The organism is Streptococcus infantis (genome assembly GCF_964243025.1).
Lineage (GTDB): Bacteria > Bacillota > Bacilli > Lactobacillales > Streptococcaceae > Streptococcus > Streptococcus infantis_N.
Genome location: NZ_CAXTDJ010000005.1, coordinates 1 through 10774, shown reverse-complemented (window position 1 = coordinate 10774; position 10774 = coordinate 1). Strand labels below are relative to the sequence as shown.

Sequence of the window (10774 nt, the reverse complement as noted above, 5' to 3'; positions counted from 1 at the left end):
TTTTCAGTAGCAACAGCGACTGGAGTTTCTTTCTCCACTTTTTCTGTAGCAACAGCGACTGGAGTTTCATCCGCAGATACAGTACTTGCACTAGCTAGATTTGCTCCAAATAAAACAGAGCAAGTCCCGATAAGTACCGAGCACGTTCCTACCGTAAATTTACGGATGCTATAGATACTTTTGCGATTCCAATAATCTTTTCCCATAGGGTTCTCCTCCTTAAGTAACCGCTTCCATTTTTGTTGAAAGCGCTATACTTTTTTTGTAATTATTACTTCTATTTTATAAAATAATATAGGAAACTTCAATACTATGACTGTAAAAATCATACTTTTGATTGTTTTTTCTATATTTTGTAGAAAACTATAAAAATCTGAATGTACATTTAGTGAAATTTACCAAAAAACTGTCCTACTAGAGGACAGCTTCTTGTTTTTTATGTATCTAAAGTCACATAATCCCTTTATTCTTTGTAACTAGATACTTGTTGCAGTTGATTACTTTATTTCGAAACAGTAATGATAAATCCATCTGGCAAGATGACTTGCTGACCATCTTCAAACTGGCAATGGCTCGCTAAGTCAACTGAATCTCTGTCTAAAGTATATTTCTCAGAAGACTGATTGAAGATGGCTTGAACTTCTTTTCCTTGGTAGTTCCATTTCAAGGATAGGACATCTGGTTTCAATTCTTCCAAGCAATAATTTCCATGCTGAATAATACTTGCCACTGCCTTACGAACCTTGATTAATTTCTTCATGAAATTCAGCATGTCATTGTCTTCAGAAACACGGTCCCAAGGCATGACACGACGGCAATCAGGGTCTGGTCCACCTATTAATGCAAGCTCTGTTCCATAATAGATACAAGGGGTCCCTTTTTGAAGATAGAGGAAAGTTAGGGCAGCCTTGACATGCTGGATATTTCCTTTGGCAGTTGTAAGGATACGCTCTGTATCATGAGAATCTAAAAGGTTAAACATCACCTCTGAGATTTGTTGCTTGTAGTACATAGATTGGCTGTTGATTTCTGAAATAAACTGCTCTGTCTTTTTACGCTGACGCAAGAAATAATCCTTGATACTTTCAGAGAGCGGGTAATTCATGACAGCATGGAACTCGTCCCCTTGTAGCCAAGGCTGAGAAGTATGCCAAATTTCACCTAAAATATACAAATCAGGCTTTTTAGCGAGAACTGCCTTTCTAAAATCTTTCCAGAACTGATGGTCAATTTCATTGGCAACGTCCAAGCGCCAAGCATCAATATCAAAATTTTCAATCCAGTAAGTTGCAACACTAAGAAGATAGTCCCTTACCTCCGGATTAGCTGTATTCAACTTAGGCATATAGCTAGCAAAGGCAAAGGTATGATAAGGGAGTTCTCTTGGATTCTGAAGTTTATCCTCAGTAACTGGAAATTCTTGGATATGGAACCAATCTTTATAAGGTGACTTTTCGCCGTTCTTTAGAACATCCTGCCATTGGGCAGACTGGTAGCCGATATGATTGAAAACAGCATCTAGCATAATCTTGATGCCACGTTTGTGGGCTTCCTCGACTAGATTAGCAAAAACTTCCTTATCCCCAAAGTGACGGTCAATTTCAAAATAATCCGTCGTATCGTACTTGTGATTGGTTGTTGCTTCAAAAATCGGACATAGGTAAAGTCCTGTGATTCCCAAATCTTTAAGATAGTCTAAGTGGTCAATAATCCCTTGTAAATCTCCACCAAAAAAATCATCAATATTAGGTGCAATGGCAGCATCCCACTCTCGAGCTCCATCAGGAGTCAGATTAGGGTTTCCATTGGCAAATCGTTCTGGGAAAATCTGATACCAAACGGTATTTGAAACCCAGCTAGGAACCTGACATCCGTCGATTTCGTGAATATAAGGAAGCTTAAAGCCGTTTCCATCAGCATCCAAGTTTTCTTGAGTATGTTCTACACAACCCTTATCACCGTAAAAAATACCCTGACCTTCCTCATCAAGGAGCTCAAAGAGATACTGAATCCGTGCAAAATCAACAGATACCGTAACCTGCCAATAGTCAAATAGGGCATCTGAGGTTACTTTGGTCATTTCTTTCTTAGCTTCATACTTATCCTCAATGAAAATAAAGGGATCTCCATAGTGTAAGATAACCTTCTGGACATCATTTTTCTTGGTTCTAATTCGGATATGTAACTGACCTTCTTTGTAAAGATAAGCATATTCTGATTCTGGTCTATGATAAATGGCTGTTAATTCCATCATTTGTCTCCTAAATAATCTATCATCAACAAAAACGCAAACGTTTTCATAATTAACAGAACTAGTATACTATTTTAGCTGTTTATTTGCAAATTTTATACCAGTTTTACGATAGATATATAAGATGGACAAGGGTAAAATTGAGTAGACTCTTTTTGAGCTTTAAAAAGAGAGTTTCCATGAACCAGAAAACTCTCTCATCATTACGAATCAGATGATTAAAATAAAAGCTATCTGATATCTTTAATCTTCTAAAATGAAAATTTCTTCAACATGTAGTCGTAGCAACCTTGCAATTTTCATTGCTAGTTCAAGTGTAGGATTGTACTTGTCATTCTCTATAGCAATTATGGTTTGTCGACTAACGCCTAATATTCTTGCCATATCTTCCTGACGTAGTCCCTCAGACTTTCTTAACTGTTTGATGTTATTTTTCATACAGCATTAGTCTTTCTGAAAAAAATAAACGCCAACAGCCAATACTACGATAACAGTGACAACTGCTAGAATGACTCCTTGAACAAGTTTATTTGGTTCTTTATACTCTTCATCACCAGCAATCATATTGCGTTTCATTGCGGTTTGAGCAAATCCTTGCACACTTACAGATAAGATCAAAATTAAGCAAGGAAGCATTTCAAGTTTGCCACCACCAATAAGTGCTTGATAGATATTAAATCCTGTCCATGCACATAAACCCAAAAGCGCTGTTTTATAGCCCCACTCCTCAGAACGCAACTGAATATCTCTGTCCATTTCATCCATCTTTTTCATGGCTTTGTTCCTCCAAATTTTTGTAATAATGTCAAGAGCTCTTTACATTTCTTATTATACTCTAAATCGATAAAATGTCAAGATGTTTTAACATTTTTACTTTTTTTATTTTCTTCATCTATTCTAAGAATATTCCTAACTCCAATTTACAGTCTAATCAATCTGACAAAGGGCAAGTTCTTTTAATCCTATTTTATCTTGACTTCATAAGCTTCCGCTATAGATATACTTTTAGTTATATTAGACTCGAAGTTTATCCTCTCTTTTCTGCTTTCTTATCTCTATTTATACCTTAAATGGGCTTAATCGTTATAAACTGCCTGTTTATCATGAGATATTTGTCTACAATTTGACAACAGAAAAAACAAAAAGCCATTCCTCAAGGGAACAGCATTTTTACTTATAATTAAAGGTTCCCCCAGCCAACTTATCTGCTAACTTGGGAAAGAGGGTATAAAATTTATGAGCTAAATTTAGCAAGGCTGGGAGATTGAGTTCGCGTTTGTTTTTTCCTATGGTCTTAACAATCTTTTGTGCGACAGCATCTGGCTCAAGTAGGAAGCGGTCGACCGATTTGAGGTAGGTCCCATCTGGGTCTGCCTGGTCAAAAAATCCTGTACGGATAGGTCCTGGATTAACAGTTGTCACATAGACACCATAGGGCATGAGCTCAAGGCGAAGAGCATTTGAAAAACCGATAGCCGCAAACTTAGTCGCTGAGTAAAGGCTTGACTTAGCAGTCGCAATCAATCCTGCCATGCTGACGATATTGATGATATGACCTTTTCGAGTCTCCTTCATACGAGAAGCAACCAAACGAGACAGATTCATCAAAGCAAAAGTATTGACTTCAAACATTTGATGAATATCTTGATTAGAAATCTTGTCAAAATCTTCAAAAATCCCATATCCAGCGTTGTTAATCAAGACATCAATCTTACCATAACGCTGATAGAGTTCAGCAACTAGTTCTTCTAAGGCTTGAGCGTCGGTAATATCAATTTCAATCAATTCTGCCTGAGGATGATTTCCGTATAGCTGAACTAGTTTTTCCTTATTTCTACCTAGCAAAATGAGTTGGTCTTGAGGTAAGAGTTTGACTATTTCTTGGGCTAGACCCCCGCTAGCACCTGTAATGAGAATAGTAGACATACTTTTCCTTTCTCAATCTTCTAGATTTCCACTTCTTCCAAGTCTTTGACCACATGGACGTTTTCAAAAATCGTTGCAGCATCTTTCTTAAGCTGGCTGATATCTTTTGAAAGAAAACGGGCGCTGATATGGTTGAGCAAGAGTCGTTTGGCTCCCGCTTCTGTTGCCACCTGCGCAGCCTGCATATTGGTTGAGTGGCCATGATTGCGGGCAATTTTTTCATCACCCTTGCCATAAGTTGACTCATGGACAAGGACATCGGCATTAACAGCCAGACGCACACTAGCATTGGTTTTGCGGGTGTCACCCAGAATAGTGATAATCTTACCAGGACGGGGAGCTGAGATATAGTCTGCCGCCTTGATTTCAGTCCCATCTTCTAAAACAACATCCTGACCGTTTTTGATTTTCCCAAAAAGCGGGCCAAACGGCACACCAGCAGCCTTAAGTTTTTCAGCATCCAAGGTTCCTTCAAGATCCTTTTGCATGACACGGTAGCCCACACAGAAAATAGTGTGATCCAGCTCCTCTGCATAAACAGTGAATTTATCGGTCTCAAGGATTTTCCCTAGAGAATTTTGGTCAAACTCATGGAAATGAATCTTATAGGGCAAGCGTGAACCTGACACTCGTAGACTAGTCAAGACAAAAGATTTGATGCCTTGGGGACCATAGATTTCCAAATCTGTTTGCTCTTCATTGGCTTGAAAGGCACGACTAGAGAGAAAACCAGGCAATCCAAAGATATGGTCTCCATGTAAGTGAGTGATAAAGATTTTGCTGATCTTTCGTGGTCGAATCGTAGTTTCCAGAATGCGATTTTGCGTTCCTTCTCCACAGTCAAAGAGCCAGACTTCGTTAATCTCGTCCAAGAGTTTCAGGGCGAGACTTGAAACGTTGCGGGCTTTAGAGGGCTGACCAGCCCCCGTTCCTAAAAATTGAATATCCATTCGATACTTTCTAATTAATCAATATATAACATAGCGGTGCGGTTTTCCGAGCGATAATAAAGCTTGCCAGAAAAAGCTCTAGCTTCTTGTAGTAAATCCTCTTGGCTATATCCCTTAAGTCGCTTTCTTCCATCTGCTAAATTTTCCAGATCTGTCAAGGCTGTGAGATTTTCCAGGCTGACTACTTCCTCTTCACCAATCGCCTTCATGTAAATCTTACCAGACTCCACAAAAACTAGCTGATGGGGAAAAATTTGCGCTATCTCAAAGAGTAATTCATCTGTAATTGCTTCCTCGTGTTCTGAGAAAATGCGACCTAGTCCTTCTTTCTCGTAGCAAAATCCAAAGGATTTACCAGATAGGTTAAGGCGAATAAAGGGCTTGCTTTCCAAAGCGAAACTTGGTTCAGCATTGTAGAGGTTCAGTTCTTGGCTGACTTCCGCAAAATAATCGGTCGCAGCCTCTGGGCTTTTTTTCTGGTAGAGCTCGGCAAAGTAGGCATTCACTACGCTGGGTGGAGGTGTAATGAGGGCTAGTTGCTCCTCTTCAGACCTACCGGCTAAAAGCTGGTCCAGATAGACCTTGTCTAGACTTGTATAGCCACCATACTTGAGTGCCAAAGTTTTGATATCAGTCATAAAAATCTTCTAATCTCCATTTGTTTCTCTCTGCAATGTAGCCTGTGATGACTTCACAGTCATCTTGGTAGTCACGTTCTTCAAGAATCGCAACACTTTCTAAATCATGAATCTTGTAGGACTTAGCAAAAGGCACGCGCAATGTAAATGCTTCAAAAATTTCCTTAATCTTATCCAGCAATAAAGCCTGCAACTGTTCGCGACTATCCTTAGATTTAGCAGAAATCAGAGCATATGGCGTTTGAGTAGGCGTAAAGTTCTCCACCAAATCTGCTTTATTATAAAGAGTTAAGCGAGGAATATCCTCCATGTCCAAGTCTTTCATGATAGAGAGGACCGTTTTTTCATGTTCCTCATGATAAGGATTGCTGGCATCGATGACATGGACCAGGAGATCTACATGCTTGCTTTCTTCCAAGGTCGACTTGAAACTAGACACCAACTCTGTCGGCAAGTCTTGGATAAATCCAACGGTATCTGTCAAGGTTACCTGTAGATTGCCCCCCAGATGGATGCTTTTAGTTGTTGCATCTAGAGTTGCAAAAAGCTCATCTGCCTCATACTGGGTCTTGCTAGTCAAGGTGTTCATGATAGTTGATTTCCCAGCATTGGTATAGCCAATCAATCCAATCTTAAAGGTACTTGACTCCAAACGTTTTTCTCGAACTGTCGCTCGGTTTTTCTCAACCACCTTGAGTTGACGTTCGATATCTGTAATCTGGTTGCGAACACTACGACGGTTAAGCTCCAGCTGACTTTCACCTGGACCACGGGAGCCAATTCCCCCTGCCTGACGGCTAAGCATAATCCCCTGACCAACCAAACGAGGCAAGAGATACTTGAGTTGTGCAAGATGAACTTGTAGCTTACCTTCATGGCTTCGAGCTCTCATAGCAAAGATATCTAAAATCAACTGCATACGGTCAATGACCTTGACACCTAAGACTTCCTCTAAATTGACATTTTGTCGAGGTGTCAGACGGTTATTGACGATGACAGTCGTGATTTCTTCTGCGTCCACCATTTTCGCTATTTCTTCCAACTTACCAGAACCGACAAAGGTCTTAGAGTCGTATTTTTCTCGTTTTTGTCTGTAGCTATCAACTACAACAGCTCCAGCCGTCTTAGCCAGACTAGCCAGCTCTTCCATGGAGAGGTCAAAATTATCCATGCCCTGAAGTTCAACACCAATGAGCAGGACTCGCTCCTCTTTTTTCTCCGTTTCAATCATTTAAAAACTCCTCAATCTGGCTTAAAATAAGCTCTTTCACACCAGATTCTCCTATCTGATAAAAGGTCACCTGCATACGATTACGGAACCAGGTTAGCTGGCGCTTGGCAAATCGCCGAGTCGCTTGTTTGAGACTATCGCTAGCCTCCTCCAAACTCTGCTCTCCTCGAAAATAGGGAAAGAGTTCCTTGTAGCCAATCCCTTTAGCAGCCTGCACATCTGGATAATGGTCAAACAACCACTTGGCTTCGTCTAGAAGTCCAGCTTCAAACATCAGGTCCACTCTGTGATTGATACGCCCATAAAGCTGACTACGCTCATCATCCAAGCAAATAATCAGCGGATCATATAAACTTTCTTGATTTTCCAAATCTTGACCAAAATGAGCAATCTCCAAGGCACGCATAGCACGACGACGATTAAATTGGGGAATTTCAAGACCTGCTTGCTCTACCAGATGAACTAACTCCTCATCAGAAAAAGGTTCTAAACTAGCTCGGTAACCTAAAATATCCTCGTGCGGTGTCTCTCCACCTAGATGATATCCCTCTAGTAGACTCTGAATATAAAGTCCTGTCCCACCAGCTATTATAGCAAGTTTCCCGCGATTTTGAATATCCTCGATGGCTGCCTTTGCTTCTGAAACAAAATCAAAAGCCGAGTAAGACTCGGTTACATCTCTCACATCAATCAAATGATGAGGGACAGTTGCCTGCTCCTCCGGACTAGCCTTGGCTGTTCCAATATCCAGTCCTCGGTATACTTGTTGGCTATCCCCACTGATTACTTCACCATTGAATCGCTGAGCAACTTCAATGGCTAGGGCTGTCTTTCCAACAGCTGTTGGACCAACAATCACAATTATTTTGCTTTTCATCGTTTTTCCTTGAAAAATTCCCATTTTTTCGTTACTATTATTATATCACAAAATAGACAGGCAGAAAAATGCTATATCTTAAGCTATTTCCGTCTGATTTATAAATAAAAGGAGGAAGACTCATGGCTAAAGGATTTGCTAAAGGTCTCGTAACAGGTGTTGCAGGAACTGTTGCTGCTGTTGCAGGTGCAGTATACGCATTCAAAAAGAAAGTGATTGAACCAGAAGAACAAAAAGCAGCTTTCATCGAAGAAAATCGTAAAAAAGCAGCTCGCCGTCGCGTATCACGCTAATTAATAAAAAGAAGTTGGATTTTCCAACTTCTTTTTTTCTGTTCTTTTATACTCAATGAAAATCAAAGAGCAAACTAGGAAGCTAGCCGCAGGTTGCTCAAAGCACTGCTTTGAGATTGTAGATATGACTGACGAAGTCAGTTACATATATCTACGGTAAGGCGACGCTGACGTGGTTTGAAGAGATTTTCGAAGAGTATTAAATAGCTAGGTCAAACTTCAACTGCGGTTTCACTGGATCATAGTCAACCAACTCAAAATCTTCTGCTTTAATATCAAAGAAATTGGTCTTGTCTGGTACATTCAAGACCAAACGTGGTTGGCAATTTGAAGGTTCACGACGGAGCAATTCCTGAGCCTGTTCAAATTGATTATCATAGATATGAAGGTTATTGATAAAATAGAAGAATTTCCCAACTTTCCAACCAAAGTGTTTGGCAATCATCATTTGAAGAGCTACATACTGCATGGCATTGATATGGTGGGCCACCAGCATATCGTTAGAACGCTGGGTCAAGGTCGCATCTAGATAGATGTCCCCATCTACTCGACGAACATCAAACATGGTCTGAAAGGCGCATGGTAGAAGGCCGTCTGTTTCTTCGAAGGCTTGGTAATCCCAGAGAGAGATGATATTGCGACGGTTCCAAGGATTAGCTTCCAACTGTTTGAGGATTTTGTTGATGATGTCGTGCTTTTTAACAACAGCCCCGTAACGCTCACCGATTGTCCCTGTATCTCCAACTTCCCAGTCATTCCAGTAGTGAACATTGTACTTATCATTTAGAACTTCTAGGCTATTGGACTGGTCTTGGTAGATCCAGAGCACTTCTTTAATAGCTGATTTGATAGCAATTGGACGTAGGGTTGTGATGGGAAATTCACCCTTGGACAAATCATACTCCGCAAAAGCACCTGTGATGTACTTGGAGTTAGCCACTGTTCCATCCTTATACTTGGGACGAGCTTGTTCTGAAAAGACTCCTTCATTGAGAATTCGCTCAATATTTTCTTTAAAAATCTTATCTGCTTTTGTCATTTACTCTCTCCTCAACGTTTATTCTTAACTAGTATAGCATAAAAAAAGAAAGGAGGAAAATCACTCGCTTCAAGATAGTGATTTTCTCCTTCTTTTGCTTCTTATTGCAAGACAAGTGATGCTGCTCCAATCACTCCAGCGTCATTTCCTAGAGTCGCAAGAGCCAGCCTAGTTGTTGTACGAACTTGCGGGAAGGTATTTTCATCATAAACTTTTTGCACGCCTTGGAGGAGGAATTCTCCCGCAGCTGATACCCCACCACCGATAACAATCGTTGATGGATTTAGGATAGAACCGATGTTGGCACATGCAATACCCAAGTAACGTGAGAAGTTACGGTAAACGATCAAGGCAAGGTCGTCTCCTTCTTTTGCCAAATCAAAGACGGTTTTAGCAGTTACTTCTTCACCGTCGTCAATCAAGCGTTTCAACTCTGCATCGCCTTCATATTCATCCGCGTAACGGCGAGTCAAGTTGACAATACCTGTTGCTGAAGCTACTGTCTCAAGACAGCCTTTTTTACCACACGTACATGCGATTGGTTGGTCAAAGTCAACTGTGATATGTCCAAGTTCACCTGCAGCACCAGCAACACCGTGGAGCAATTTGCCTTCTGCCACGATACCGCCACCAACACCTGTACCAAGTGTCATAAAGACAACGTCTGGTTGGTTTTCACCAGCACCCATCCAGCGCTCACCAAGAGCCGCCACATTGGCATCATTATCGATGAAGAATGGAATACCCAAGGCTTTTTCCATTTTCTCTTTGATCGGTTGAAGAGTTTTCCAGTTGAGGTTGTAGGCACCAATAACAGTTCCATTTTCACGGTCAACTACACCAGGTGAACCCATACCAATACCTTGGAAATCCGTAGCTGACAATCCAAGCAAGTTCAAACGATGTTGAATTGATTCAATCATATCGTCTACGATATGGCTTCCTTCATCCAAAATGTTAGTCTTAATAGACCATTTTTCTTGGATTTCTCCTTCTTGAGTTAAAATTGCAAACTTGACAGAAGTTCCACCAAGGTCAATCCCAATAATCTTTTGACTCATATTATTCTCCTTTATATTTTTTAATGGAAATGCTTACAGACATAGTATAACAAAATCGTATCTTTTGTGCAAAGGTTTGCAGGCTACAAGCTAATATTAAAACATCTCATTTACTTCACTATTTGTAAAAATTAGTCACCTAAATGTTGAATTGCATAGTTTGCTTCTTCTTTTGTAAATTTTCCATTCCAAGGATTAGTTAACCAGTCATAAATTTTCGTTTTTGAGACATTACTATATTTTCGGTATTGTCTTGCTTTAGCTAAGGCATTCGCCTTATAGTCTGCTTGCAAATGATTGATAGCATATTGTGCAGTGTCACTATTAAAACCTTTAAAAATTAACATCTCATAAATTCTTTTTTTTGACAAATGAATGCTGTTATAACCTTGTGCTTCCTCTAAAGCTGCTGAGTATGGATTCCCGTCTGTTGGTTTTGGTTGCCACACACCATCGTATCCTACATAATAACGACCACCATCTACCCATTTACCCATTACCATTTTGC

At 40.2% G+C, this 10774-nt stretch carries 12 protein-coding genes and 1 pseudogene; 1 reads left to right on the top strand and 12 read right to left on the bottom strand.

Translation table 11 applies throughout. The features are described 5' to 3' along the window. Window positions 1-58: 58 nt before the first annotated feature. From ACESNQ_RS06640 to miaA, 9 genes and pseudogenes are all read right to left on the bottom strand, one after another. A pseudogene (locus ACESNQ_RS06640) lies at window positions 59-206 on the bottom strand (YSIRK-type signal peptide-containing protein); the annotation flags it as partial. A 296-nt stretch (window positions 207-502) separates the two neighbouring features. Further along, complete coding sequence (locus ACESNQ_RS06635) at window positions 503-2251, bottom strand: glycoside hydrolase family 13 protein (protein WP_373075923.1); 1749 nt, start codon at window positions 2249-2251, stop codon at window positions 503-505. A 243-nt stretch (window positions 2252-2494) separates the two neighbouring features. Further along, window positions 2495-2689 (bottom strand): helix-turn-helix transcriptional regulator, encoded by a 195-nt coding sequence (locus ACESNQ_RS06630; RefSeq protein ID WP_006150191.1) that lies wholly within the window; start codon window positions 2687-2689, stop codon window positions 2495-2497. A 6-nt stretch (window positions 2690-2695) separates the two neighbouring features. After that, a complete protein-coding gene (locus tag ACESNQ_RS06625) occupies window positions 2696-3025 on the bottom strand; it encodes a hypothetical protein (protein WP_373075848.1) in 330 nt (109 codons plus the stop codon). Between the two features lie 396 nt (window positions 3026-3421). Next, on the bottom strand, window positions 3422-4177 hold the full coding sequence (locus ACESNQ_RS06620; protein WP_373075847.1) for an SDR family NAD(P)-dependent oxidoreductase: 756 nt from the start codon (window positions 4175-4177) through the stop codon (window positions 3422-3424). 20 nt (window positions 4178-4197) lie between these two features. Then, window positions 4198-5127: a ribonuclease Z gene (rnz, locus tag ACESNQ_RS06615; protein ID WP_373075846.1), complete on the bottom strand. Its 930-nt coding sequence runs from the start codon at window positions 5125-5127 to the stop codon at window positions 4198-4200. Window positions 5128-5141: 14 nt separating this feature from the next. Next, window positions 5142-5765: a cystathionine beta-lyase gene (locus ACESNQ_RS06610; RefSeq protein WP_373075845.1), complete on the bottom strand. Its 624-nt coding sequence runs from the start codon at window positions 5763-5765 to the stop codon at window positions 5142-5144. Next, on the bottom strand, window positions 5758-6996 hold the full coding sequence (gene hflX / locus ACESNQ_RS06605; RefSeq protein WP_373075844.1) for a GTPase HflX: 1239 nt from the start codon (window positions 6994-6996) through the stop codon (window positions 5758-5760). Before hflX ends, ACESNQ_RS06610 begins: the two co-directional genes overlap by 8 nt. Continuing rightward, window positions 6989-7873 carry a tRNA (adenosine(37)-N6)-dimethylallyltransferase MiaA gene (miaA, locus tag ACESNQ_RS06600; protein WP_373075843.1) on the bottom strand — a complete coding sequence of 295 codons (885 nt, stop codon included), beginning with the start codon at window positions 7871-7873 and terminating at the stop codon, window positions 6989-6991. Before miaA ends, hflX begins: the two co-directional genes overlap by 8 nt. Before the next feature lie 122 nt (window positions 7874-7995). On the opposite strand from miaA, the gene ACESNQ_RS06595 reads away from it, so the two are divergent. After that, window positions 7996-8166 (top strand): DUF3042 family protein, encoded by a 171-nt coding sequence (locus ACESNQ_RS06595; RefSeq protein WP_001051780.1) that lies wholly within the window; start codon window positions 7996-7998, stop codon window positions 8164-8166. 199 nt (window positions 8167-8365) lie between these two features. On the opposite strand, the gene ACESNQ_RS06590 is transcribed toward ACESNQ_RS06595, so the two are convergent. The 3 genes from ACESNQ_RS06590 to ACESNQ_RS06580 form a co-directional block, all read right to left on the bottom strand. Beyond that, window positions 8366-9205, bottom strand: a complete 840-nt coding sequence (locus ACESNQ_RS06590; protein WP_320692294.1) for a thymidylate synthase — start codon at window positions 9203-9205, stop codon at window positions 8366-8368. A 101-nt stretch (window positions 9206-9306) separates the two neighbouring features. Further along, on the bottom strand, window positions 9307-10266 hold the full coding sequence (locus tag ACESNQ_RS06585; protein ID WP_373075842.1) for an ROK family glucokinase: 960 nt from the start codon (window positions 10264-10266) through the stop codon (window positions 9307-9309). A 131-nt stretch (window positions 10267-10397) separates the two neighbouring features. Beyond that, window positions 10398-10774: Ltp family lipoprotein (locus tag ACESNQ_RS06580; RefSeq protein WP_373075841.1), on the bottom strand; the 377-nt coding region annotated here is incomplete at its 5' end.